Annotated in this window: 21 protein-coding genes; 9 read left to right on the top strand and 12 right to left on the bottom strand. The window is 68.9% G+C overall.

What is annotated here, in order from left to right; genetic code table 11:
* The first annotated feature begins 87 nt into the window (after positions 1-87).
* Positions 88-1257: a DNA polymerase IV gene (dinB, locus tag QZ647_RS06775; RefSeq protein WP_291271431.1), complete on the top strand. Its 1170-nt coding sequence runs from the start codon at positions 88-90 to the stop codon at positions 1255-1257.
* A gap of 23 nt (positions 1258-1280) precedes the next feature.
* Here the strand turns inward: dinB and QZ647_RS06770 are convergent, their stop codons facing one another.
* The 3 genes from QZ647_RS06770 to bshA all read right to left on the bottom strand — a co-directional run bounded on the left by QZ647_RS06770 (position 1281) and on the right by bshA (position 6225).
* Entirely contained in the window at positions 1281-2423 is a 1143-nt protein-coding gene (locus QZ647_RS06770; RefSeq protein ID WP_291271430.1) for an acyl-CoA desaturase, read from the bottom strand.
* Positions 2424-2508: 85 nt separating this feature from the next.
* Positions 2509-5055, bottom strand: coding sequence for a two-component regulator propeller domain-containing protein (locus tag QZ647_RS06765; RefSeq protein WP_291271429.1), 2547 nt, complete (start codon positions 5053-5055; stop codon positions 2509-2511).
* A gap of 60 nt (positions 5056-5115) precedes the next feature.
* Entirely contained in the window at positions 5116-6225 is a 1110-nt protein-coding gene (gene bshA, locus QZ647_RS06760; RefSeq protein WP_291271428.1) for an N-acetyl-alpha-D-glucosaminyl L-malate synthase BshA, read from the bottom strand.
* A 49-nt stretch (positions 6226-6274) separates the two neighbouring features.
* Between bshA and QZ647_RS06755 the strand changes: the two genes are divergently transcribed.
* Genes QZ647_RS06755 through QZ647_RS06740 form a run of 4 tightly spaced genes read left to right on the top strand, consistent with a single transcriptional unit; the run spans position 6275 to position 9688 of the window.
* Positions 6275-6532 (top strand): YggT family protein, encoded by a 258-nt coding sequence (locus tag QZ647_RS06755; protein WP_286353102.1) that lies wholly within the window; start codon positions 6275-6277, stop codon positions 6530-6532.
* A 9-nt stretch (positions 6533-6541) separates the two neighbouring features.
* Positions 6542-7090 (top strand): DivIVA domain-containing protein, encoded by a 549-nt coding sequence (locus tag QZ647_RS06750; protein WP_291271427.1) that lies wholly within the window; start codon positions 6542-6544, stop codon positions 7088-7090.
* 46 nt (positions 7091-7136) lie between these two features.
* Positions 7137-8309 carry a thiolase family protein gene (locus QZ647_RS06745; protein WP_291271426.1) on the top strand — a complete coding sequence of 391 codons (1173 nt, stop codon included), beginning with the start codon at positions 7137-7139 and terminating at the stop codon, positions 8307-8309.
* Between the two features lie 44 nt (positions 8310-8353).
* On the top strand, positions 8354-9688 hold the full coding sequence (locus QZ647_RS06740; protein WP_291271425.1) for a DUF2252 domain-containing protein: 1335 nt from the start codon (positions 8354-8356) through the stop codon (positions 9686-9688).
* A gap of 50 nt (positions 9689-9738) precedes the next feature.
* On the opposite strand, the gene QZ647_RS06735 is transcribed toward QZ647_RS06740, so the two are convergent.
* The 8 genes from QZ647_RS06735 to QZ647_RS06700 all read right to left on the bottom strand — a co-directional run bounded on the left by QZ647_RS06735 (position 9739) and on the right by QZ647_RS06700 (position 17786).
* On the bottom strand, positions 9739-11238 hold the full coding sequence (locus QZ647_RS06735) for an outer membrane protein transport protein (RefSeq protein WP_291271424.1): 1500 nt from the start codon (positions 11236-11238) through the stop codon (positions 9739-9741).
* Positions 11239-11391: 153 nt separating this feature from the next.
* On the bottom strand, positions 11392-12144 hold the full coding sequence (gene trpA, locus QZ647_RS06730) for a tryptophan synthase subunit alpha (protein ID WP_291271423.1): 753 nt from the start codon (positions 12142-12144) through the stop codon (positions 11392-11394).
* A gap of 1 nt (position 12145) precedes the next feature.
* A complete protein-coding gene (gene trpB / locus QZ647_RS06725) occupies positions 12146-13330 on the bottom strand; it encodes a tryptophan synthase subunit beta (RefSeq protein WP_291271422.1) in 1185 nt (394 codons plus the stop codon).
* Entirely contained in the window at positions 13327-13947 is a 621-nt protein-coding gene (locus QZ647_RS06720) for a hypothetical protein (RefSeq protein WP_291271421.1), read from the bottom strand. Before QZ647_RS06720 ends, trpB begins: the two co-directional genes overlap by 4 nt.
* Entirely contained in the window at positions 13944-14777 is an 834-nt protein-coding gene (locus QZ647_RS06715) for an indole-3-glycerol-phosphate synthase (protein ID WP_291271420.1), read from the bottom strand. Before QZ647_RS06715 ends, QZ647_RS06720 begins: the two co-directional genes overlap by 4 nt.
* Positions 14774-15832: an anthranilate phosphoribosyltransferase gene (trpD, locus tag QZ647_RS06710; RefSeq protein WP_291271419.1), complete on the bottom strand. Its 1059-nt coding sequence runs from the start codon at positions 15830-15832 to the stop codon at positions 14774-14776. The genes QZ647_RS06715 and trpD overlap by 4 nt, the downstream gene beginning before the upstream one ends.
* Complete coding sequence (locus QZ647_RS06705; protein WP_291271418.1) at positions 15829-16404, bottom strand: aminodeoxychorismate/anthranilate synthase component II; 576 nt, start codon at positions 16402-16404, stop codon at positions 15829-15831. The genes trpD and QZ647_RS06705 overlap by 4 nt, the downstream gene beginning before the upstream one ends.
* Positions 16401-17786, bottom strand: a complete 1386-nt coding sequence (locus QZ647_RS06700) for an anthranilate synthase component I family protein (RefSeq protein WP_291271417.1) — start codon at positions 17784-17786, stop codon at positions 16401-16403. Before QZ647_RS06700 ends, QZ647_RS06705 begins: the two co-directional genes overlap by 4 nt.
* Before the next feature lie 233 nt (positions 17787-18019).
* Here QZ647_RS06700 and QZ647_RS06695 point away from each other — a divergent pair, with 233 nt between their 5' ends.
* From QZ647_RS06695 to QZ647_RS06680, 4 genes are all read left to right on the top strand, one after another.
* Entirely contained in the window at positions 18020-18943 is a 924-nt protein-coding gene (locus tag QZ647_RS06695; RefSeq protein ID WP_291271416.1) for a hypothetical protein, read from the top strand.
* Positions 18933-19733 (top strand): 5'-nucleotidase C-terminal domain-containing protein, encoded by an 801-nt coding sequence (locus QZ647_RS06690; protein WP_291271415.1) that lies wholly within the window; start codon positions 18933-18935, stop codon positions 19731-19733. The genes QZ647_RS06695 and QZ647_RS06690 overlap by 11 nt, the downstream gene beginning before the upstream one ends.
* An 8-nt stretch (positions 19734-19741) precedes the next feature.
* On the top strand, positions 19742-20698 hold the full coding sequence (locus QZ647_RS06685; RefSeq protein ID WP_291271414.1) for a metallophosphatase: 957 nt from the start codon (positions 19742-19744) through the stop codon (positions 20696-20698).
* A 166-nt stretch (positions 20699-20864) separates the two neighbouring features.
* Positions 20865-23090: an NADP-dependent isocitrate dehydrogenase gene (locus QZ647_RS06680; RefSeq protein WP_291271413.1), complete on the top strand. Its 2226-nt coding sequence runs from the start codon at positions 20865-20867 to the stop codon at positions 23088-23090.
* A 51-nt stretch (positions 23091-23141) separates the two neighbouring features.
* On the opposite strand, the gene QZ647_RS06675 is transcribed toward QZ647_RS06680, so the two are convergent.
* Positions 23142-25682, bottom strand: a complete 2541-nt coding sequence (locus QZ647_RS06675) for a hypothetical protein (protein ID WP_291271412.1) — start codon at positions 25680-25682, stop codon at positions 23142-23144.
* Positions 25683-25791: the final 109 nt, after the last annotated feature.

Here is a 25791-nt window from a genome sequence, read left to right as displayed (position 1 = left end):
CAGTGGCGGCCCGGCTGACCCGGCGACCCGCATTCCTTGCCCTTTCGCCCATTTTTCGCCATTCTGATCCGGTCCCAGGAACCTCCGATGGATCTTGTTCCACCCGTCCGCCGCATCGCCCACCTGGACATGGATGCCTTCTTCGCGTCGGTGGAGCTGCTGGAGCATCCGGAGCTGAAAGGTCTTCCGGTGGTCGTCGGCGGTCGCCGCGCCGCCTCGGCGCCAGCGGGAAAGGACCACCCGAGGCTGAAGGACTATGTCGGTCGAGGAGTGGCCACCACGGCGACCTACGAGGCCCGGGCCTTCGGGGTGCGCAGTGGCATGGGACTCATGAAGGCAGCAGCGCTGGCTCCAGACGCGATCCTGCTACCGGCCCACTTCGACGCCTACGCCAGGGTGTCGCGGGCCTTCAAGGCCGCGGTGGCGGAAGTGGCGCCGCTGATCGAGGACCGGGGCATCGATGAGATCTACCTCGACTTGACGGAGGTCCCGGGAACATCCGATGAGCTGGCCCAGCGCCTCAAGGAGGCGGTCCGGCGAGCCACCAACCTGAGCTGCTCCATCGGGATCACGCCCAACAAGCTGCTGTCCAAGCTCGCCTCGGAGCTGCAGAAGCCCGACGGCGTGACCATCCTGGGATACGGGGACATTCCCTCCCGGATCTGGCCCCTGCCCTGCTCGGCCATCAATGGCATCGGGCCCAAGGCCAGCGCCAAGCTGGAAGGCTTTGGCATCCACACCATCGGGGAACTGGCGCAGGCCAATCCCGCCTGGCTGGTGGAGCACTTCGGGCGGAGCTACGGGGGCTGGCTCCACGATGCCGCACAGGGCCGAGACGACCGGCCCCTGACGCTGTCCCGGGAGCCCAAATCCATCAGCCGGGAGACCACCTTCGAGCGGGACCTCCACGCGCGGCTGGATCGGGAGGACTTGTCACGCATTCTGCTCGACCTGTGCGAGCGGCTCGCCGGGGATCTGGAGCGCAAGGGCCTTCGGGCCCATGCCATCGGCATCAAGCTGCGCTTTGAAGATTTCACCACCGTCACCCGGGATCAGGCCCTCGCGGTGGCGGTGGCGGATGCACTATCGCTGCGCGAGGCGGCCCGCGCCGCCCTGAGGCGGGCGCCCCTCGACCGGAAGCTGCGCCTGCTGGGCGTGCGGGCGGGATCGCTCGTGAAGGCCGGGGATCCCTCGATCCACCCGGTGCAGGGGCAGCAAGTGACCGAGCCGGGCCTCTTCGACCATCTCCTCTCATAACCACCCTGCTTTCGGCCGGATTTTCAGGTCAGCACCTGCCGCTTGGCCTGCAGCCGCGCCTGGTTCCACCCCATCCAGGCTTCCCGGAGCACGCGGCGTTGCTGGAGCCGCTGGTGTTTCCACTCGGTCCGAAGCATGCGCCAGGCATCGGCCTTGGCGAGGCCCTTCGCCTTCCACTCGGCCTTCCTCGCGGGCCAGGCGTCGAGACAGGCCTGGAAGGCGGTAAGGGACGCGTCGATGTGGAAGCGGGCCTCTTCCAGGGCCCGCCTGGCCTGGAAGGCATCCCGGGTGAGCGCCGCCGCCAATCGCCGGGCTTCCATGGCCACCCGGGCGCGCTGCACCTCCGTGGCGGAGACCCGCCGCAAGCCCCGAGTGAGGCCCACCCAGGCTCCGGCGGCAATGAGCCACTTCGCCGGGTCCCACTGGTACCAGCGGGGGCCGTTGCGGTAGTCCCACTGCCACATGTGGTGGAAGTTGTGATAGCCCTCGCCGAAGGTGAAGGGGGCCAGCAGCGCATTGTCGCGGGCGCTGTTGGCATCTGTGTAGGGTTGGGTGCCGAACCAGTGGGCGGCGGAATTGATGAGGAAGGTGCTGTGGTGCGTCAGGACGATGCGCAGCAGGAGGCCGACCACGAGCTGGCCCACGACATTGTGGGTCAGCAGGCCCACCGCCAGCACGGGCAGCGCCGCCACGGCACCGCCGATCCAGAAGTGGTACCGGCGCTGCCACCGGAGCAGGGGATCACGCTCCAGGTCGCCGATGGCCTCCAGGGGCCGGTCCTTGGCCTCCATCACCCAGATCCAGTGGGCGTACCAGAAGCCCCGCTTGACCGGATAGGGATCGCGCTCGGGATCGTCCACGAAGCGGTGGTGGTGGCGATGGTCGCTGCACCAGGCGATGGCGGAGTTCTGGAAGGCCGCGGCTCCGAAGAGCAGCACCGCCAGTCGTACAGGCCAGGCCGCCTGGAAGGCCCGATGGCTGAAGAGCCGATGGTAGCCCACGGTGATGGCAAGTCCCGTGGCCGAGTACATGGCCAGGAGAACCGCCCCTTCGCTCCAGCGCAGACCCTGCACCGCCACCTTCCAGGGCACCAGGATCAGGGCTAAGGACAGCGTCCCCACGAGGAAGAGGGTATTAAGCCAGGATCGAGGCGTTCGATGGACCATGGAGCCTCCTCGAGCCGAAGCGCTCCACCCCCACAATAGGTTCCGGTCCCCGCCACCGCCCGGGTATTTCCCCGGTGGGAGGACATCAGCCCTTCGGATCCGCTTCCGGGGCCTGACCTCCCTTGGCCCGCTTCGGAAACATGGTTTCCACGCAATCCGGGCAGATGCCGTGGGAGAACCCGACTTCGGAGTGTTCGCTGATGTAGTGTTCCAGCTGGTTCCAGTAGCCCTGGTCGTCCCGGATCTTCTTGCAGGTGGAGCAGATGGGGAGAAGGCCCGAGAGCTGCTTGACATTGCCCAGGGCGGAGGACAGTTCCTCATTCCGGTGCTGCAGTTCTTCAGTCCGTTCGGCCACGAGGGCTTCCAACTCGGCCTTGCTGCGAGCCAAGGCGGCGAGGCGCAGGCGCAGGACGACCCGGCCCAGGCCCAGGACGGCCAGCGTGGCGAGACCGGTGGCCCACCAGGTGCGCCACCACGGGGGGCGGACCTGGAAGTCCAGGGCGGCGACTGGGCCGAACGCCCCTTCCCCGTCGGATGCGCGGGTCTCCAGCCGGTAGCGCCCGCCGGGAAGCGCGGGGTATCTCACCAGAGGGGCTTCCACATCGCGCCAAGCATCCTCCAGTCCCAGCAGGCGGACCTGGAGGCGTGCCCGGCCTTCGCCCAGGTAGGAGGGCGCCCCCACGCGGAAGGTCACGGTGGCCTCCTGATGGGGCAGCGGCGTAAGCCGGTCGAAGGGGGGCTCCAGCCGTCGGGGCCCGAAGGCCATCTCGAGAATGTGGGCCTGGGGAGGCGCCAGGAGCGGATCGGCCTCGCCCGCTTCGTAGCGGACCAGGCCGGCGGCCGTGCCCACCCAGATGCGGCCCCCCTCGGCGAGCAGGGCCTGGATGGCGCAGTCCTCGCTGACCATGCCCTCTCTGCGACCGATGTGCAGGGGCGGATCCAGGCGGTCCAGCCCCAGATCCGTCGAGGCCCAGGTCCGGTCCCGTTCATCCACTTCGACGGCATAGACCAGGTTCGAATGGAGGCCCTGCCCCTTCACACGCTGTTCCAGCACCGTCAGGTGGCTGCCGTCGATGCGGATCCGGGTCAGTCCCTGGGGTTCCTGGTAGTGCACCCAGGCGCTGCCGTCCGGCAGGAAAGCCATGCCGTAGAGGCCATAGGGGAGCAGGCCGTCCTGCTCGTTGAAGAGCCGCCAGGATCCCTGGGCGCTCCGCAGGTAGAGCCCCGCCGTCGTGGCGGCCCAAAGCCGGCCCTGCGCGTCTTCCCGGATGCGGAACACGCCCAGGGCGCCCTGGGTGTTGGGAGCGACCTCCTGAACGAGCCGACGGGCGCCGGCATCCCAGCGGAGGATGCCGTATCGTGCGTGGCCCAGCCAGAGGGCGCCCCTGGAATCCTTCATCACGCTGTTGACGCCGAAGCCGAAGTCCCCGAGCGGAGCCACTTCCGTCTTCTGGCTGCCCGGACGCAGCCAGAGGGTGGGGCCGATGGTGCTGACCATCCAGAGGGTTCCCGTCGGATCGGTGGTCAGCCCCTTGATGCGGTGTCCCTCGGTGCCCCGGATCCGGCTCAGGCCCGCGGCCTCCACCCGGATCGCCCCGTCATCGGTGGCTGCCAGCAAGGTGCCCTTGGAGTCCCGGATGATGGACCAGACCACTTCGCCCGAGGTTCCCGAGGCCAGGGAGTGGTTCCAGACGCGGCCCCCGCCCTGAAGGCGGGCCAGGGCCGTTCCCAGAACCCAGAGCGTGCCCTCCCGGTCCCGGAAGACCGTGCGGACCCAGCGGAAGGGGAGCCCGTTGCCCGAGTCGACCTGCTCGGTCTTCTCTCCGGCCAGATGCAGGGCACCGGCCTGCGTGGGGAGCCAGACCGAGCCGTCCGCATCCCTGAAGGGCACGCTGTTGGGCGACAGGCTGCCCCCCAGACGCGAGGACTGGTCGGTGAAGCGATCCCCGCCCGGCGCTTTCATGGCCAGGTTGCGGCCGGAGCCAGCCCAGAGGCGGCCGGCCCCGTCCTCCGCCACGGCCGAGACGCCGTCGGCGGGAAGGCCCTGGGCAGGACTCCAGCGGCGGCTTGAACCATCCGGCAGGAAGGTCTCGATGCCTTCCTCGGAGCCCAGGTGCATCACGCCGCCGGATCCCGCCCCCAGGGTGAAGGCCCGGCCCGAGGGCCGTTCGGAACGGCGCTGGAATCGGAGCCCCTCCTTCTGCACGAACAGGCCCGCCGAAGTCAGGACCCAGAGGCGGCCCTCCCGGTCCAGCTCAAGGACATTGGCGGGCAGCGATTCGGCTTGGCCGTCGAACTGGGCCCGTTCGATGCGCCCGGCCCGAAAGCGGGCCAGGCCGCGCAGGGTGGAAACCCAGACCCCCCCGCCATCGGCGGGCAGGACGCGATGGATGAAGCTCGACGGCAATCCGTCTTCCCGTCCCCAGGCCCGGCAATGAGCCCCGTCGTAGCGGAGGAGCGCGCTTTCCGTCCCCACCCAGATGAATCCATCCGAATCCTGGGCCAGGCTCGTGATGGCCCCCGAGGGAAGCCCCTGATCCGGACCGAGCAGGGTGAAGGGGCGATGCCATCCCTCCGCGGCCATGCCGAAGATTCCCAGCAGGCCCACCAGGGCGACCCGAAACCAGACCATTCACCACTCCTGCAGTTGCCGCTATATCGGAGCCTCCGCCTCTGAGGCTGAACTGACTCGTCAGTCTTTGCCCAGTACCCGCCGGTACAACGCCTCGTACTGATCCACGATGGGGCCTTCCGCGAAGGTGCCGAGCGCCCGCTCGCGCGCGGCATCGCCCATGGTGAGCCGCAGGTCCTCGTCGCGCAGCAGGGTCACCGCGTCGGCTGCCATGGCCTCCACATCACCCATGGGCTCCAGGTAGCCGTCGATGCCGTGGCGCACCACCTCGGGCAGGCCCCCCACGCGGCTGGCGATGACCGGCACCCGGTGACCCATGGCCTCCAGGGCCGCCAATCCAAAGCTCTCGGTGGCGCTGGGCAACAGGAAGAGGTCGGAACAGGCCAGTACGGTGCCGATGTCCAGCTGTTTGCCCGTGAACCGGACCTCGGCGGCGAACCCGCGGTCGCGGCAATAGGCCTCGGCCTCCACCCGATCCGGTCCGTCGCCCACCATCACCAGGCGGACGGGAACCTCCTTGCGCACCAGCTCAAACACCTTCAGCACATCCATCACGCGCTTCACGGGCCTGAAATTGGAGATGTGCGTCAGCACCGCGGTGGCCCTGGGAGCCAGCCAGGCTCGGCAGTCCGGGCGCTCCTGGCCGGGGGGTTCCACGAAGTTGCCGATGACATCGATGTCGCGACCCCCCCCGAAGGTCCGGTAGGTCTCATCCCGCAGATACTCTGAAACGGCAGTCACGCCATCACTTTCCCGGATGGCCATCTTCACCATGGGGAGGTAGCTGGGGTCGCTGCCCACCACAGTGATGTCCGTGCCGTGGAGGGTGGTCACGACCTTCAGGCTCGGGATGGCCATGCGGGCCAGCAGGGCGGCCATGGCGTGGGGGATGGCGTAGTGCGCGTGGATGATCTCCAGGCCGTGATGCTCGGCCACATCCGCCATCTTGGAGCCCAGGGCGATGGAATAGGGGGCGTCCTCGAAGAGGGGATAGGTGGTGGCCCGGACCTCATGAAAATTGATGCGGTCCTCGAAGCCCACCAGGCGCGGCGGCACGCTGGGGCTGAGGATGTGCACCTCGTGGCCCCGGGCGGCGAGGGCCTTGCCCACCTCCGTGGCCACGACGCCCGAGCCGCCGAAGGTGCTGTAGCAGGAGATGCCGATGCGCATGGAAGATCCTCACTCCCAGCTATGATGGGGTGTTCCCAGGATCCTGCCCATGCCTCTTCTCTTCGCCATCGCCTACTACGCCCTGGATGTCCTGATCTATCTGCTGTTGGCGGTGGCCATCCTGTCCTGGTTCCCGATCGACCCCGGAAACCGCTGGATCCGTCTTCTGCATGCGATCACCGACCCGATCCTCCACCCCATCCGGGCCATCGTGCCGAGCATCGGGGGGTTCAGCTTCGACATCCTCGTCGCCGTGCTGCTGCTCGGCGTCATCCAGAGAGTCTTTCTGCGGGCCCTGGCCTCCTAGGAGCGTGTCATGAAGTACACCCCCCTCGACATCCAGCGCCGGGAATTCGAGAAGGTCTTCCGCGGCCTCGAGGAATCCGAGGTCCGTTCCTTCCTCCACGAGGTGGCCGCCGAGTGGGAGGAGGTGCTGGCGGAGAACCAGAAGCTGAAGGAGGAGATCCTCGACAGCCGCGAGCGGCTGCGGCAGTACCAGGACCAGGACCGCATCTTCCGCGAGACCCTGCTCCAGGCACAGCGCACCCGCGAGGATGTGCTGGACGGTGCCAGCCGGGAGAAGGAACTGATCATCCGCGAGGCCCAGTTCAAGGCGGAGGAGATCATCCGCGAGGCCCAGCAGCATGTGGTCGAGATGGAGGTGCAGCTCCGCAACCTCAAGATGGAGCGCATCCGCTTCTTCCGGGAGCTGGAGGCCCTCATGGACCGCACGCGGCGCCACATCCAGGAGGAGGCGCCGGACATGTATGTGCCCGCGCCCCCGACTTTGAACCTTGAGAACCTCGACCTCACCGCGCTGGACGAGCCCGCCCTGCCCCCCCGCCGGCCCAATCCCGCCCCCTGAGTCCCGATTATCTGAACATCTGAGCATCTGAATTTCCGGAGTCCCCATGTCCCAAGCTGTGATCCTCAAGTCCCTCCGCAGCCCCATCGGCAAGTTCCAGGGCGGTCTGGCGCCGCTGGCCGCGCCGGATCTGGCGGCCCAGGTGGTGAAGGCCCTGCTGGCAGCCGTGCCGGGCGCGGTCCCGACGGAAGTGATCCTCGGCCATGTGGTGAGCGCGGGCGTGGGTCAGGCCCCGGCCCGCCAGGCGGCCCTGCGGGGCGGTCTGCCCGCCAGCGTCTCCGCCCTGACCATCAACAAGGTCTGCGGCAGCGGCCTCAAGGCCATCCAGTTGGCGGCCAATGCCGTGCGCCTCGGCGACCACGACCTGGTGCTGGCGGGAGGCATGGAGTCCATGTCCAACGCGCCCTACCTCCTGCCCAAGCTGCGGGCGGGCGCGCGCATGGGCCACACCGAGGCCAAGGACGCCATGATCCTCGATGGGCTCTGGTGCGCCATGACCGATCAGCACATGGGCCACACGGGCGAGCTGGTGGCCTCCAAATACGGTGTCGGCCGCGAAGCGCAGGATGCCTGGGCCGCCGAAAGCCACCGCAAGGCCGTGGCCGCCATGCAGTCCGGCGCCTTCCGGAACGAGATCGTGCCCATCGCCGTCCCCGGAAAGAAGGGGGACCTGATCCTCAGCGAGGACGAAGGGCCCCGGGCCGACTCCACGCCCGAGTCCCTGTCCAAGCTGCGCCCCGCCTTCAAGAAGGACGGCACCGTGACGGCGGGCAACGCCCCCAGCGTGAATGACGGCGCGGCGGCGGCCCTGGTCAGCACGGAGTCCTACGCCAGGGCTCACGGCCTGCCCATCCAGGCCCGCATCCTCGGCGCCGCCACGGCGGGCCTCGAACCCGAATGGGTGCTCATGGCCCCTGTGGAGGCCATTCGCAAGCTCCTGGCGCAGGTGGGCTGGTCCGCGGAGGATGTGGATCTCTGGGAGATCAACGAGGCCTTCGCCGTGCAGCTGGTGGCCACCATGAACGAACTGAAGCTGCCTGCGGACCGCATCAATGTCCACGGCGGTGCCGTGGCCCTGGGCCACCCCATCGGGGCCTCCGGCGCCCGCGTCATGGCCACCCTGCTCCATGGCCTCGAGCGGCACGGCAAGCAGCGCGGCGTGGCGGCGCTCTGCCTGGGGGGCGGCAATGCCATCGCCATGGCGGTGGAGCGGGTGTAGCCCCGCCCCAGCTGGGCCCCAGTCGGGGCACCCGAGAGACAGCCATGCCGATGCCGCCGCCCCGCCCCTCGCTCGCCGAACGCCGTTCCGCCGGCAAGGCGCTGCGGGACCGGCTGTCGCGAACGGATCAGGGGCATTGGAAGGCAGCCGGTGACCGGCCAGACCTCATCCCCCGGCTGAAGGCCGCCAATGAGCTCCGCCTTCCGGACCTCCTGCCCCTCAAGTGGGGACGGATGTCGGCATCCCCTTTTGCCTTCTTCCGGGGTTCGGTGGCGCTGATGGCCGGTGACCTCGCCTCCGGACCCACCACCGGGATGACAGTTCAGATGTGCGGGGACGCCCACCTGCTGAATCTGGGAGCCTATGCCGCCCCGGACGGACACCTGGTCTTCGACCTCAATGACTTTGACGAAACCATGCCTGGTCCCTGGGAATGGGATCTGAAGCGGCTTTGCGCCAGCACTGTGCTGGGCGGTCGGGAAGCGGGCCAGTCCGAGACGGAGGCCAGCAAGGCAGTCAAGGGGCTGGTGCGGGCCTATCGCGAGCATATGGCCCGATTTGCGGAGATGAAGGGGCTGGAGCTGGTCCGTTTTGAAGTGACCCCCCAGGGCGGCGGAGGCGTCCTGAAGGAGGTCCTGGCCAAGGCCCGGCGGGATACGCCCGACAAGCTCCTGGCCAAAGTCACCATGGATGACGGCCGGGGCGGCAGGCGGTTCCAGGCCCGCCCACCCCTGACCCGCCCACTCGATCCGGCCGAGCAGGAAGGGCTGTGGGAGGGGTTGCCGGCCTATCGGGAGACTGTGCTCCCCGGGCGCCGGCAGGTGCTGGAAGGCTACGCGCCGATGGATGCGGTCTTCAGGGTGGTGGGCACCGGCAGCATCGGCCTGAGAAGCCTGTTGGTGCTCTGTCTGGGCCGCGACTCGGAGGACCCGCTCTTCCTCCAGCTCAAATCGGAAGAACCTTCCGCCTGGGCCCCGCACCTGCGGGAGACGCCCCCCAGCCTCCACCAGGGACAGCGGGTCGCGCTGGGCCAACACCGCTCGCAGACCTGGGTGGATCCCCTGCTCGGCTGGACCCGGTTCGGGGGCCAGGATTTCCTGGTGCGGCAATGGTCCGATCACAAGGCGGGCATCGATGGGACTGCGCTGGGGGGGCCGGCGCTCGGGGACTACGCGGCCCTCTGCGGTGGCATCCTGGCCAAAGCCCACGCCCGGACCGGGGATGCAGCCATGCTCGCAGGCTATCTAGGCGATGCCGACAAGCTGGATGAGTCCCTGGCCGATTTCGCCAAGGACTACGCGGATCAGGCCACCCGGGACTACGAGCGGTTCCTGAGCGCCATCCAGGCCGGAGATCTGCAGGCCGTCACGGGAATCTAGGCAGAGGAAGGGCCCGGTAGACCGGGCCCTTCCTCTGGGGTGACTGGTGCCTAGAAGGAATACCGAACCTGAGCGCCCAGGATCTCGATGGTGGCCTTCATGGTGCCGGTGAGGCTGCCCCGGGTCGTGTTGTCGCCGGCCGCGGTCAGGTTGATCTTCGCGTCGCCGATGAACAGGTGGGTGTAGCCGACATCGATGGCCACCTTCTTGGAGACGGTGTAGGTCGCGCCGAGGGAGAGCCACTTGCGGTCGTTGTCGGGGATGCGGGGGGTGCGGTGGTTGTCGTCCACGGCGCCCTGATCAAAGGCCACGCCGGCGCGGAGTGTCCAGTCCTGGTTGACCTTGTAGGTGCCGCCCAGAGAGTAGAACCAGGTGTCCTTCCAGTTCTCGTCCGTGATGGAATCCGGGGCCCCGGTGTTGAACTTCACGCGGAGTTCCTTGAAGCGGGACCAGGTGCTCTGGGCCACTTCACCCTGGAGGGAGAAGGCGGAGGTCGCCTTCCAGTCGAAGCCCAGCGAGGCCGTGGCGGGGAGGGCGAGGTCAGCCTGTCCGCCGCCGTTCTTGAGGCCGGCCCCGTTCAGGGCAGCCAGGTCCGTGGGCGGCAGGTTGCCGGGGAACTCGAAGGAGGCATCCCCCTTGAGCGTCATGGTCATGGCGGCGGAGTAGGCACCGCCCAGGCGGAACTCCTTGGTCGGCTGCCAGGTGAAGCCCGCCTTCCAGCCGTAGCCCCAGCCATCGCCCTTCAGGCCGGCCTTGCCGTCCCAGGCGCCGGGGATGGCGTAACCCGGCGTCCCGAAGACCGCGCTGGGAGCGCCCATCGCGATGTTCGCCACGGGGCTGTTCTGGCCAGGGCCGGGAGACACGGTGGACATGCCCGCCGCCGCCAGGCCGGACCCCACCTTCAGGGCCAGGGCCGTGCCGTAGTCCACGGCGTTGGTCAGTTCCGCATCAGCCTTGCGGGCCACGAAGGCCACGCCGAAGGAGAACTGGTCGTTCACCCGGTAGGCCAGGCTCGGCGCGACATCGATGGTCTTCAGGTCGGACTTCAGGCCGTGGTAGCGGCCGGCCCAGTTGGCGTCGTACTCGGTGGTGAGGCCGAAGGGCACATTCAGGGAAAGCCCCACCTTCAGGTCCTTGCTGACGCTGTACATGATGTTGAATTCAGGCAGGACGGCCGAGATCCCGGAGTTCCCGTGGCTCGAGGCGCCCGAGATCGGGCCCAGGCTGGTGCCCGTGACCGGGGCCGTCTGGAAGCCCAGCGCGAGCAGGGCCGGGGTGCGGCTGGCCGAGAGGTCCTGCAGCTTCACATCCAACCCGACATAGGTGCCGCCCAGGGAGAACTGCCAGCCGTCGAACTGGGTCATCGTCGCGGGGTTGAAGAAGAGGGCGCTGATGTCGTTGCCCCCCGCGCTGATGCCCGCGAAGGCGTTGCCCTGAGCGCTCGGGCTCTGCTCGCGGAGCTGGAAGCCGGAAGCCTGGGCCTGGGGAGCGAAGGCGCCGGCGGCGATGAGGGTCAAAGCCGTGAGGGTGAGGCGTGAGCGGTGGGTCATGGGCGCATGGCTCCTAATCCCGGACTTCCCGGGGTGGGTGGCTGTTGCCAGCCGGTTCTGAAGGGCAAGATTGACCACGATACCAAATCGTTACGCCCTTGCAACCATCCTGGGGGTGGGCTGAAAACCCGCTAATTCACGATCTTAAGATCATCAACGGAGCCCGCCGTCGAGGGCCTGCGACAGGGACTTGCCCGCGTCGAGGGCCTGCACGAGCGCCGAACCGACGACAGGCGTGGCGCCCATGTTCCGCACCGCCGCCAGGCTGGCGGGATCGGAGAGGCCGAAGCCCACCGCGAGAGGACGGCTCGTGGCCGCGAGCAAGTGGGCCAGCCGTTCACGCACGGGGGCCAGGTCGGTGCCCTGCCCCGTCCCCGTGACGCCCAGGCGAGCCACCACATAGGCGAACCGCTGGGCGAAGGGTGCGGAGGGGCCGGGATCCGGCCGTTCCGACAGGACCTGCCGGGCTCGGACCAGGGTCGTGGTGGGTGCCAGCAGCGGCACCATCGGATAGCCCGCGGCGCGCAGATCCGCTTCGAATCCGGGCTCCTCGCCAAAGGGCAGGTCCACCACCAGCAGCGCCTTCACCGGCGTGGGCGCCAACAGCGCCTTCAGCCGATCCGCGCCGAGTTGGAGCAGGGGATTCAGGTAGGTGAAGAGGATGAGATCCGGGCTTTCTGCGATTCCCGCGAGGGATTCGAGCACCCGGAGGGGCGTGGCGCCCCGGGCGATGGCGCGCTGGGCTGCGGCCTGGAGCACGGGACCGTCCGCGATGGGATCCGAGTGCGGCAGCCCCAGCTCGAGGGCCTCGATGCCGTGGGTTTTGGCCTCCGAAAGAAGGGCTGGGAGAGCCTCCAGGCTGGGATCACCGGCCATCAGGAAAGGGAGGAGTGGATTCAGGTTCATCTCAGATCCCCAGACGCGACTGGTAGGTGGACAGGTCCTTGTCGCCCCGGCCGCTGAGGCCCAGCAGGATGGTGGCGACACCTTCGACGGCGAGGGTGGGCAGCAGGGCCAGGGCGTGGCTGCTCTCCAGGGCCGGCAGGATGCCCTCGCTTTCGCAGAGCAGGCGCGCCCCGGCCAGGGCTTCATCATCGGAGGCGCGGCGCACTTCCACTTGGCCATCCAGCGCCAGGGCCGCGAGTTCGGGACCCAGCGCCGGGTAGTCCAGCCCGGCGCTGATGCTGGCGGTCTCCGCCGTGTGGCCGTGTTCGTCCTGGAGCAGCAGGGTCTTGCAGCCATGCAGGACGCCCATGCGGCCTCCGTCGAGCCGGGCCGCGTGTTCACCCAGCGCCGGACCATGACCCCCAGCCTCGACGGCCACCCGGCGCAAGCCGTCGCCCAGGAAGGGCACCAGCAAGCCCAGGCCGTTGCTGCCGCCACCGGCGCAGGCGAGGACGACCTCGGGCAAATGTCCGGATTGCTCCAGCACCTGCGCCCGGGCTTCCTCGCCAATCACCGTCTGGAAGCTGCGCACCAGCGTTGGGAACGGGTGGGGTCCCAGGGCGGAGCCGAGGATGTAGTGGGCGCGATCGCAGCGACCGGCCCAGGCCCGCAGGGCCTCGTTCACGGCCTCCTTGAGCGTGCCCTGCCCGGCTTCCACGGGCACGACCTGGGTGCCGAAGAGCCGCATCCGCGCCACATTCGGCGCCTGGCGGGCCATGTCCGTGACGCCCATGTAGACGGTGCAGGACAACCCCAACCGGGCGCAGGCCGCTGCGGTGGCCACACCGTGCTGACCCGCGCCGGTTTCCGCGATGATCTCCGTCTTGCCCATGCGGCGCGCCAGGAGGGCCTGGGCCAGAGCGTTGTTGATCTTGTGGGCGCCCGTGTGGGTGAGGTCCTCGCGCTTGAGGAAGAGCGCCTTCAGGCCCAGCTTCCCGGCCAGACGAGGTGCGGCCGTGAGCGGCGTGGGCCGGCCCACGAAGTGGCGCAGCTCCGTCTTTAGCTCTGCGAGGAAGGCGGGATCGCCGGAGGCCCCCAGGAAGGCCGCCTCCAGGTCGAGCAGCGGCTGCATGAGGGTTTCCGGGGCGTAGCAGCCGCCGAGAGCCTGTGTCCCGAACCGCGTGGGGAGTTCGAATCCGGTGGTCATGGGTGCTCCAGATGGTGGGCGGCGGTGATGAATGCGCCGATTTTCGCGGCGTCCTTGCGACCCGGGGCGGACTCCAGCCGGCTGGCCGCATCGAAGCCCTGCAACTGGGGGCGGACGGAGGGCGGCAGAGGCGCGGCGCGGGTGGCCAGGGAGGCCGCGTCCAGCCCGCCGGCGAGCAGGAAGGGGCCTGGCGGCGGGAAGGCCATGCCGTGGCCCTGGCCCGAGCCCCCGACCACGCCGGTTTGCGCGGGACTGGACTCCCAGAGGTAGAGGTCCGCGGGAAGGGCCGTCTGGCCGGGTTCATCGGGCCAGGGCAGCAGGACGAAGAGCCCGGCCTCCCGCAGCAGGGCCACGCCGCGCCCCCGTTCTGCGGTCGGCAGGTAGGGCTGCACGCGACGAAACCCATGGCGCCGTGCCACCTCGAGCAGGTCTTCGGCGCGCTCTGCCACGGCCACGAGCACCGCACGATCCAGATGGGCCTCTGCCACAGTGAGGTCCGCACAGTGACGCGGGCTGGGAGGATGCGCCACAAACCCCAGCAGGTCGGCGCCCTGGTTGGCGGCGAAGGCTGCATCCTCGACCGTGGTGAGGCCGCAGACCTTGGCGAGGAGGCTCATCGGGCCTCCTGCCGGAGATCCGCGAAGACCCGCTCCAGGAACCCTTTTGGATCCGGGCTCCGCATGAGCGCCTCGCCGATGAGCACCGCGTCGAAGCCGGCCCGCAGGGCGGCGCGTGCGTCCTCCGGTGTGGCGAGCCCTGATTCGCGGATCAGCACCGCCTCCGGGAAGACCCGGCGCAGAGGCTCGGCCGTGGGCACGCCGAGGTTGAAGGTCGAGAGGTCCCGGGCATTGATGCCCACCAGGCGGGCCTGGGCCTCCTGGGCGAAGGGCACTTCGGTGAGGTCGTGCAGCTCCACCAGGGGCTCCAGGCCGCGGTCGCGCGCCGCCTCCGCGAAGGCGGCCGTGTGGCCCTTGAGCACGCGGGCAATGAGCAGCACGGCCTCAGCGCCGCAGGCCTCCGCCTCGGCCAGTTGGGCCTCGGCGATGACGAAACCCTTGTAGAGCCGGGGCCGGTCGAGTTCGGCCGCGAGGCGGATGTGGTCGGCGTCGCCCCGGAAGAGAAAGGGTTCCGCAAGGATGGAGAAGGCCGCGGTGCCGCCCTCGAGATAGGCCCGGAGCTGGGGCAGCAGCGGCGTGCCGGCTGCGAAGGGACCGAGGGAGGGCGAAGCCTGCTTGTATTCGGCGATGACCGCGCCGCCCTTCCCCGCCTCGTCGCGCCGCAGGGCGGCTTCGAAGGGGCCGCCTCCGGCGCGCCGGGGGCGGGCGGGAGAGGGCGTGGCGAGTCGGCCGACCCGCGCGAGCTCCGCGACCAGCACCCGCTGGAGGTGGGATCGGGAGGAAAGGCCTGTTTCGCCCACCAGGAGGGCGGGATCGGGAAGACGGCTCATGGCTGCCCCCCTGCGGCAGAGTCCGAGGCGGGACCCGGCGCGGGGAATGGCAGCGCGAATCCTCGGTCCAGGGCGGCCCGGGTTTCCTGGAAGGCCCGAGGCAGGTCGTCGAGCCCCCGGTTCCGATGGAGGAGCAGGCCGAGCCCCGCCTGCAGGGCCACCGCATCCGCCACCGCAGGGCGGAAATCCGCGTGCCCCGCCCCGCCGAAGATGCCCCGGGCCACGGCGAGGGCTTCGGCCCGATCCGCGACGCGCAGGGCATGCCGTGGCGGCTGGCCGATGCCCAGTTCCCGGGGCACCAGCACCTGGAGGGCCTCGACCCGCCCGTCCGCCACGGACTGGACCGTGGTGGGCCCTTCGATGGAGGCTTCATCCAGCCCCCTCCCCTCGGCATCCTTGCCGTGGATCACGAAAGCCCGCCGCAGGGTCGGCCGCCGCGCCAGGGCCCCGGCCATGGGGGCCAGCAGGTCTTCGCGGGCCACGCCCAGCAGCTGCAGGGGCGGGTTCGCCGGATTCAGCAGCGGGCCCAGCAGGTTGAAGATGGTAGGGATCCCCAGGCGGCGGCGGATCTCCCGCAGGCGACCGAGCAGGGGGTGGTAGGCCGGGGCGAACAGGAAGGCGAAGCTGTGGGCCTGCAGGTCCTGCGACAGGTCGGCGCTGGCCCGGGCCAGGTCGTAGCCCAGGGCCTCCAGCAGGTCGGCGCTGCCGCAGACGCTGGTGGCGGCGCGGTTGCCGTGCTTGACGATGGGGACCCCAAGGTGCGCCAGCAGCAGCGCTGCCAGGGTGCTGAGGTTGGCGGTGGAGGCCCCGTCGCCGCCCGTGCCGCAGGTGTCGAGGGCGCCTTCGGGCAGGGCCGGGAACGGGACGGCCACTTCGGAGAGGGCCCCGGCGAAGGCCGCCAGCTCGTGGGCCTCGGGCACCCGCTGGGCCAGCAGGGCCAGACAGGCCCCCACCAGCAGGGCGTCCGTGTCCTGGTCGATGAAGATGCGCATGAGCTCCGAGGCCGTGGCCTCGGGCAACGGGCGGATGGGATTGTGGGTGGTGAGCAGAGTCATCGGGATTCCTTGGCCATCCGGAGGAAGTTGGCGAGCATGGCCGGGCCGTCCGGCGTGAGGATGCTTTCGGGGTGGAATTGCACGCCCCAGCGGGGCAGCTGGCGGTGGGCCATGGCCATGATTTCGCCGCCGGGGCTGCGGCCCGTCACGCGCCAGCAGGCGGGCAGCGAGGCTGGCTCGGCGATGAGGCTGTGGTAGCGGCCCACGGGCAAGCCGGGCGCCAGCCCCAGGAAGAGGCCGGTACCCTCGTGTTCCAGGGGGGTGGCCTCGCCGTGCAGGGGCTCGAGGGCGCGGATGACCCGGCCCCCCGTGGCCGCCGCCAGGGCCTGATGCCCCAGGCAGACGCCCAGCAGCGGGATGGCCCAATCCGAGCCCGCCAAGGCCATGTGGGCCGGGCTTTCCGTGGGATGGCCCGGCCCCGGCGACAGCACCACGGCTTCGGGCTTGAGGGCCTTGGCCTCCTCGAGGCCGATGGCATCGTGCCGCACCACGCGCACCGGCATCCCCAGCGTCTCGAAGGCCTGCACCAGGTTGTAGGTGAAGGAATCCAGGGCATCAATCAGGAGGATCATCGAGAGGCTCCAGGCAGCTGGACCCCGAGGGCCTGGGCGACGGCGCCCAGCTTATGCAGGGTTTCAAAGTATTCAGACTCCGGGTTCGAAGCCCGCACCACGCCGGCCCCGGCCTGCAGGTAGGCGGCCCCTCCGGCGTAGACCGCCGTGCGGAGGATGAGGGCCGTGTCCAGGATGCCGTCCGTCCCCAGCCGCAGCAGCACACCGCCGTAGGGTCCGCGGACCTCACCTTCCAGCTCCGCGATGCGCTGGCAGGCCCGGAGTTTGGGGGCACCGCTCACGGTGCCCGCGGGGAATGCCGCCGCCAGCACATCCAGGGCATCCACGCCCGCCCGCAGCTTCGCCTTCACCGTGGTGGTGAGGTGCAGGACATGGCTGGTGCGCTGGAGGGCCAGGGGTTTCTCCACCCGGACCCCGCCGGGCACGGCCACGCGGCCCAGGTCGTTGCGGGCCAGGTCCACCAGCATCTGGTGCTCGGCCAGCTCCTTCGGATCCCGCTTCAGGGCCTCGAAACGGGAGGTGTCCTCCTCGGCGTTCGCGCCCCTGGGCACCGTGCCAGCGATGGGCAGGGTCTCGGCCTCGCCATCCTGCACCCGCACCAGCATCTCCGGAGAAGCGCCCACCAGGGCGAAATCCCCCCATTCGAGCAGGAACCCATAGGGGCTCGGATTCAACCGGCGCAGGCGGCGGTAGGCCTCGAGGGGGGGTGGCGGGTCCTCGACGCGGAAGCGCTGGCTGGGCACCAGCTGGTAGATGTCGCCATCGAGAATGCGCTCCTGCGCCCGGATCACCGCACCCTCGTAGGCCTCGCGGGCCATCAGGGCCTGGGCCCTCGGATGGGAGGTGCCCGGCCCCGGATCGCGCACGCCCGCCAGCAGCCGGGCCCGCAGCTCCCGCAGACGCCGGAAACCGGCTTCGACATCGGCATCCACGGTCTGCAGCTCGGCCACCTGGTGCAAGTGGTCGAAGACCAGGGCCGCGTCGAAGCGCTTCACCCAGAGGCCCGGCAGGCCCAGCCCGTTCCGGGCGGGCAGCGGAAGGGTCGGCTCCTGGGCGCCCATGGCCTCGAAACCCAGATAGCCCGCACATCCGACACCGATGGGCAGGGGTTCCCGGAGCGTGGGGAGTTCGGCGACCGGATCGTGGATGGCTCCTGACGGCGGGGCTCCAGCCAGCCCCCGCAGGGCCTCGATCCAGCCCCGGGCGGGAGGCGCCAGGCGGCATTCCGCCGGGCCTTCCAGCAGCACGAAACTGTGGCGGCCCACCCGTTCGCCCTGATCACAGGACTCCAGCAGGAGGCTGGCTCCAGCCGGGCGCAGGGCCAGGTAGGCGGCCAGGGGCGTCAGCAGGTCGGCGGGAAAGGGATGGCGGATCAGGTGCACGGGGTCATCCAAATGCGAAAAAGCCCGACCATGGGGTCGGGCTCGGAAGGTCCGGGGTGGCAGCGGCCGTCAGGCCTCGCCAAGGGAGCCGTCCGAACCCACGCGCCACCAATAGGCCCCGAAAAGGAGGCCCCGGTGCAGGGAGGGGAAGGACGACAGCATGGAAGCGATGAAACCCCAAGGGCCCCGGCCCTGTCAAGTGTGGTTTGATGAAGGATTGTTTGCGGACGGCCATGAGCTTCGAGGAAGAACGCCCCACCACCATCCACACCGAGGAGACCCTGTCGCCTCGGGCGCCGTGGTCCTTCTTCGCCCCTGCTCTGCCCGGCGGTTTCGGCCGATGGGGCTGGGGCCTGATGGCGGGCTGGGTGCTGGTCCTGCTGGGGCCCTCCCTGGGCTGGGCGGGCCACCTCCGCCGGGCCGCTGGCTGGAGCGCCCTGCCCAGCCACTGGGGCGAAGGAATCAGTGCGCGCGACATCTGGGAACTGTGGGTGAACGGCGGCCTTCAACATCGCCTGGCCAACTCGCCGACGGTCCACCTGCTGGGCCTTGGCCTGGTGATCGTGCTCTGGTATGGTTGGCGCCTGCAGGCGGAAGCGGGCGGACAGAAGGCCCGGCTGGGCCCCTGGCTGCTGGGCGCACTGGACACCCTCCTGATCGGCCTCCTGCCGGTGGGCCTGGTGGGCTGGGCGGCCTATTCGGCCCTGGCCTGGGCCGGAAGCCTGGGCATCGACGGGCTCGGCTGGATGGCCTTTTTTGGGCGTCCGCTGGTGGTGATGGCGACCGTCGCGGCCCTGAACCTCCAGTGGTGGTTCTGCCGGCTGGGGCGCGCGGCGGGACTCTCTCGGGGCTACTGGGCGCACCTGGCGGACTGCTTTCTGCGGCTCTGGATGCACCCGATCCAGTGGGGGCTGGTGAATCTCGGCGGAGCCGCCTTGCGTGCCCTGCTCCCCTTCCTGGTGCTGTTGCTGGCCTGGCGGCTGGGGGGCGGCACCACCTTCAGGGTCTGGCTGTTCCTGCTGCTGCAGCTGGCCGCCACCCTGATCAACGGCTGGCTGATGGGCTGGTTCCTCCGCGCCGCCGCCCGATTCTGGATCCACGATGCCGCCGTGCGGGACGCCCTGGCGGCCTTGAAGGAAGATGCCCGTGAAGCCTAATCCAGGTCGTGCCCTCCTCGTCTTTTCCCTGTTTTCCCTTCCGCTGGCGGCGCAGCCCCCCAGCGTGAAGACCGAGGTCATCCCCATTACGGAGGCCATTCCGGAGGATGCGGACATCCAGAAGGTCATCGCCCCTTTGGCGGCGGAGATCAAGGCCAGCTTCGGTCTGCCGCTGGTGGAGGCGCCCCAGGGGCTCTTCCGTGGGCGCCGGGGCGAGGAGAACCTGCTGGGCTATTGGGTTTCGGATGTCATGCGCCGAGCCGCCCAACCCCTCGTGGGCATGCCAGTCCCGTTTGCCATCACCAATGCCGGAGGCTTGCGGGCCAACCTGCGACCGGGACAGCTCAAGGTGGGCGACATCTTCGAGCTGATGCCCTTCGAGAACGAGATGGTGGTGATCGAGCTCACGGGCGCCGAGGTGATCCAGGTCGTGAAGGAAGGCCTGCTCCGCCGAGGCGGTGAGCCCTGTTCCGGCGTGAAGGCGAAGATCGAAGGCCCCCCTGAGCAGGCTGTCCTCACCGTCACTTGGGAGGACGGCAGCCCCATCGATCCGGAAGCCACAATCAAGGTGGCCACGACGGACTACCTCTACGGTGGCGGCGATTCCATCCCCACACTGAAGAAGGGGCGCAAGCCCTTCACCACGGGTGTCACGCTCAGGCAGATGCTGCTCGATGAATGTGCGGCCCTGGGCAAGGCGAAGAAGGACCTGGTTTCCCCACCCCCGGGGCGCTATGGGATTCCAGTTCCAATCCAGGAAGCCATCCGCGACAAGAAGCTGAAGCTGTAGGGGCCCGCATGGATCGCCGCGATTTCCTCGTCTCCCTTGGCGCCGCCGCTGCCGCCTCCCAGGTATCCCCCCTGCGGGCCTCAATGGGGGCTGTGATGGGGGGTACCGAGGCGGCCGCCGCCGGCCGCGTCACCCTCCTGCACACCAACGACACCCACTCCCGCATCGAGCCCTTCGGGCCGGGCAACGGCGCCATCAGCGGCAAGGGCGGCATGGCCCGCCGGGCCACCCTGGTGCGGCAGCTGCGCCAGCAGCTGGGGGCCGTGCTGCTCCTGGACGCCGGCGACACCTTCCAGGGCACGCCCTACTTCAACCGCTACAAGGGTCGCCTGGACTATCAGCTCATGCGCATGGTGGGCTACGACGCGGGCACTTTGGGCAACCACGATTTTGACAACGGCGTGGGAATGCTGGTGGAGGCCATGGAATCCATGGAGCAGCTCAAGCACGCCAACCCGCCCTTCGCCTTCGTCAACTGCAATTTCGACTGCAAGGGCGCTCCCGCCCTCGAAAAACGCATCCGGCCCTATCTCGTCCGCGAATTCCCGGGGCTGAAGGTGGGCATCACCGGCGTGGGCGTGGCGTTCGCGGGTCTGGTGGCCCCCAAGAACCACGAGGGGATCGTCTGGAAGGACCCCTACGAAAGCCTGAGACCGGTGGTGAAGCGGCTGCGCGAGGTCGAAAAGGTGGACCTGGTGGTGGTGCTGTCCCATCTGGGCTACAGCAACAAGGATTCCGCCCACGACGACCTGCGCCTGCCCGGCGCGGTGGCAGGTATCGACGCCGTGATCGGTGGGCACAGCCACACCTTTTTGGAAACACCCACCAAGCTTCCCCAGGCCCAGGGGGAGACCCTCGTGTTCCAGGTCGGCTTTGGCGGCGTGAATCTGGGCCGCATGGACTTCGCCCTGACCCGCGGCGGCGTCAAGGCCGCCTCTGGAGTCGCCATGCCGGTGGCGGGCTGAAAACGCCCGGAGTGACCGAAGTCCCAAACCGCCGTCTCGACAGGGAAAGCCGCTTGAAGCAAGGCTTTTCCCGTGGGAGTCTGCCTTGATTACCCGTCGCCGGACAAACGAGATCTGCCTGCCGTTCTCGTTCGGGTCGAGCCGGGGAAGATTCTAAGGAGAGCCCATGACCACCCAGAAGATCATCTGGACCGACATCGACGAAGCCCCGGCGCTGGCGACCTACTCCCTGCTTCCCATCATCCAGGCCTTCACCAAGGGTACCGGCATCGCCGTCGAGACCTCGGACATCTCCCTCGCCGGCCGCATCCTCGCCAACTTCCCCGAGCACCTGACCGAGTCCCAGCGCATCCCCGACAACCTGGCCCAGTTGGGCGCCCTGGCCCTGAAGCCGGAAGCCAACATCATCAAGCTCCCCAACATCAGCGCCTCCATCCCCCAGCTCATCGCGGCCATCAAGGAACTGCAGTCCCAGGGCTACCAGATCCCCGACTATCCCGAGCAGCCCACGGAGGAAGTGGAGAAGGCGATCCAGACCCGCTATGCCAAGGTGCTGGGCAGCGCGGTGAACCCCGTGCTGCGCGAGGGCAACTCCGACCGCCGCGCCCCCCTCTCCGTGAAGAACTTCGCCAAGAAGCACCCGCACAAGATGTCGCCCTGGAGCCCGGACTCCAAGGCCCGCGTGGCCCACATGACCACCGGCGACTTCTTCGGCAGCGAAACCTCGACCACCCTCGCCAAGGCCACGACGGCCCGCATCGAATTCGTGGGCGCGGATGGCGCCGTGAAGGTGCTGAAGGAGAAGCTTCCCCTGCAGGCCGGTGAGGTGCTCGACGCCTCCGTCATGAATGTCAAATCCCTCCGGGCCTTCTACGCGGAGCAGATCGACGCGGCCAAGCGGGACGGCCTGCTGCTCTCCCTGCACCTGAAGGCCACCATGATGAAGATCTCGGATCCCGTCATGTTCGGTCATGCCGTGTCCGTCTTCTACCAGCCGGTCTTCGAGAAGCACAACGCCACCCTGCGGGAATTGGGCGTGAACACCGCCAATGGGCTGGGTGATGTCTACGCCAAGATCCAGGCCCTGCCCGAGGCTCGCCGTGCCGAGATCGAGGCGGACATCCAGGCGGTCTACGCCACCCACCCGGCCCTGGCCATGGTGGATTCCGATAAGGGCATTACGAACCTGCATGTGCCCAACGACATCATCGTGGATGCCTCCATGCCCGTAGTGGTGCGCGACGCGGGCAAGATGTGGGGCGCCGATGGCAAGCTCCACGACACCCTGGCCATGATCCCGGACCGCTGCTACGCCACGATGTACAAGACCGTCATCGAGGACTGCCAGAAGCACGGCGCCTTCGACCCCGCCACCATCGGCAGCGTGCCGAATGTGGGTCTCATGGCGCAGAAAGCCGAGGAATACGGCTCCCACGACAAGACCTTCTTCGCCCCGGCCGCCGGGACCATCCGCATCGTGGACGAGTCCGGCGCCACCCTGCTCTCCCAGAAAGTGGAGGAGGGCGACATCTTCCGGGGCTGCCAGGCCAAGGACGCGCCCATCCAGGACTGGGTCAAGCTGGCCGTCACCCGCGCCCGCCTGACCGGCGCCCCCGCCATCTTCTGGCTGGACAAGGCCCGCGCCCACGACGCCCAGATGATCGCCAAGGTCGAGACCTACCTCAAGAACCATGACACCAAGTGGCTGGACATCCGAATCCTGCCTCCGGATGAGGCCATGAAGGTCTCCTGCGAGCGCATCCGGAAGGGCCTCGACACCATCTCCGTCACGGGCAATGTCCTGCGCGACTACCTCACGGACCTCTTCCCCATCATCGAGCTGGGCACCAGCGCCAAGATGCTCTCCATCGTGCCCCTGCTGGGCGGTGGCGGCCTCTTCGAAACCGGCGCCGGCGGTTCCGCTCCCAAGCATGTCCAACAGTTCCAGAAGGAGGGCTACCTCCGCTGGGATTCCCTGGGCGAGTTCTCCGCCTTCTGCGCCTCTCTGGAGCACCTGGCCAATACCTTCAAGAACGCCAAGGCCGCCGTGCTGGCGGAAACCCTGGATCAGGCCATCGCCAAGTTCCTCGACAACGACAAGTCCCCCGCCCGCAAGGTCGGCCAGATCGACAACCGGGGCAGCCACTTCTACCTGGCCTTGTACTGGGCCCAGGCCCTGGCTGCTCAGGCCAAGGATGCCGAGCTTCAGGCCCGGTTCTCGAAGGTGGCCCAGCAGCTCGGCGCGAACGAGGCGAAGATCAATGAGGAGCTGATCGGAGCCCAGGGCAAGCCCGTGGACATGGGCGGCTACTACCACCCCGATCGTGCCAAGACGGGCGCGGCGATGCGGCCCAGCGCCACGCTGAACGCCATCATCGACGCCATCGCATAGCGGCCTCGGAAACGCCTGAAACGGACCCGCCAGTGCGGGTCCGTTTCGCATCTACTTGGGTGCCGGAGTCGGACCGGGCCGAGCCTCAGGCCTGGCGGTATTCACCGGCGCCGAGGACGATGCAGGCGCCGGTCCCAGGAGCCGCACCAGAACCTCGGGCCAGCCGTAGAGCCGCAGGCAGAGATTCTCCCCAGGCAGAGGCGGCGGAACCTCAGCGGATTGGCTCCCGTTCCGGAAGTCCATGGCCAGCGGCACCCAGGGGCCGGCAGGACTGGGGGCCACCGCCTCGATCGCTTCAAGCGCCGGGCCTTCCAGGTGCGTGCCGGTGCCATCCTGGTAAAGCCGCTTGACGATGGGTAGGTCCACGAACAGCGGCGGCAGGACGACCCAGGCGCTGGCGCCTGCGGAGGCGTCCTCCACCTGGATCTCCAGGCGCCCGGAAGCCGTAGGGCCGAAGAGGTCCGCCACCCGGAGCGTGGCGATGAGGCGCTGGCCGCGCCCCAGCAGGCGGACCGCGGCGGGAGGCACCGCGCGCACGGTGCCCGGCTCGTCCGAGAGGCGCAGGGACAGCTTGGGGCTGTGCCCGAAGGGGAAGGCTCCTTTCCGGCCCGGCAGGATCGACACCATCACAGGGCTGGTGGTCGACAGGAGCGGGGGGTCCGCGGAGAGCGGCAGGCCCGGAGCGGGCTGCTCGGCCAGCACCTGAAGGCTGCCGAGGACCGGACGCGGGGGGAGCAGCCGCACATCCTTCAGGGCCAGCGTCCGCCCATCGGCCAATTGGATCTCCCCCTGCAACAGGGCTCCGGAGACTCCGGGGATCGGACCCTTGGCGGAATCGAAGGTCCAACCGTCGCTGTTCTCCTTGCCCCGGGCCAGGACCTGGCCTCCGAGGACGCACTGGGAAGCCTCGCCGAGGTTGCGCCCGGAGATGAGGAGGGTCGCCTCACCTTGATGAGCCTCCACACGGTCCACCACCGGCAGGGGAGGCAGCAGGGTCATGGGGATGCTCAAGGTGGGCCGCTCGGCCCCGGGCAGGAACAACTCCAGGTTTCCCGGCCCGGACAGGTTTCCCAGGGGCCTGAATGTGGCCAGTCCCGCCCCATCCGGCTGCCGTTTCAGCTCGGCCTCCAGGGGAGAGGCTCCGGTCCTGCCCGGGCGGAAGGCGATGCGACCGAGGCAGGCGGCCCAGGGCGCCGGGAGCCGCAGCACACTGGCTTCGCCCACCATGAAGTGAGCCCGCTCCGCGGCGGAGGGAAGCCATGTGGGATCGAGGCCGGCGGGAAGCTCCTGGGCCTCGGTGGCCACGGCCTGGAAGCCCCATGCACCCTCAATGTGGGCCTTGACGCGCAGGAAACCATGCTGCCGAAGGGCCTCCAGGGGAGCACCCGGAATGATCATAAAGGCCTGCTTGCCCGGGCTCGGTGCGAGGGGCAGCGGCGCGAGCTTCTCCCCGTTCGGGCCTTCGACGATCAGCCGCCAGTCATGCCCGAACAGGGCGAAAGGCAGGTTGCTCCCGGCCTTGGGCCGGAGCAGCAGCTGACCGTAGGGCTGGACCAGGGCACTGTCCAGAGGGACCGTGAAGGTGAAGGATGGGGGCTCCGCATCCTCCCAGCGACAGGGACTGAACACCAAGGCACCGAGGATATCGCCGGTGGTATGGATCCAGTCTCCGTACCAGAGCTGGGAGCGGGTCCCGTTGAAATCCTTGGCCAGGGCCGGAACATACTGGAACCGGTGTCCGGGCCAGAGGTTCTGGAAGATCTGAACCAGGTCGAACACGATGGAGATGTAGGCGGAAGAGGCCCGGGCGGGCCCCGAAACCGACTGGCCCTGGATGGTGGTGGTTCGATCCCCGGCATCATTGGCCGGAACCAGGATGTTGGTCCGCCGGAACTCCTGCGTGAGGAACTGAAACTTGTCGAGGTTCGAGGCGCTGTTCCGGCTCAGGAAAACCTGCAGATCCTGAGAAACCTGTCCCCCGTAGGCCTTCAGGAAGTTGAAGACGGCCGCATCGTAGGCCGCGGGGGACTGGTCCTTCCGGATGGTGTCCAGACCGGTGAGGAAACGGTCGGCATGGGCCCGTTGTTCGGTCAGATCCGAGAGCTTGAGGCAGATGGAGCGGAAGGCTTCCAGATGGGCCAGGACATCCGCCAGGACCTTCCGCCGGCCTCCGCTGTCGGGCACCAGGAAAAACATCGGAATGGCGTCGTAAGGGGCCTGAAGGACGGGCGCCACCATCTGCCCCCCCTGTCGCTTGAGACGCAGCTCAGCCACGCCCTGGGTTGTCGGGGCCACGGTCCGGGGCAGGAAGACGGCGATGAGGGTCCAGTCGGAGCGAGTGACCCGGGGATCGAAGGCCTCCCCGGACAGGGAGATTTCCACACGGTCCTGGTATCGGAGGACCGGAGTCTGGAAGAGCGGGAGCGTCTGCTCCGACCCGTCCGTCCCGCGCCGGAGGACCCGGGCATTCAGGGAGATGGGGCCCTTCTCGAAGGCCTCGGCCAGGGTCTTCGCGGCGGGGGGCGCGGGAGCGCCCTCCGCCCAGGTTGGCCCGGCCGCCAGGAGCAGGATTCCGGTCGACAAAGCTGCCAAGCCGCGGAGACACCTGCGGAGGGGAAGGAGCGGACCGGTCAGCATCACAGAGCCCATGTCATGAAGGGTTCATGCTACCAGCGGCCCTCCGTTTCCGGATTTCGTGCGC

This window comes from Geothrix sp., assembly GCF_020622065.1.
Taxonomy (GTDB): Bacteria; Acidobacteriota; Holophagae; order Holophagales; family Holophagaceae; genus Geothrix.
This window is presented reverse-complemented; position numbering and strand designations above follow the sequence as displayed.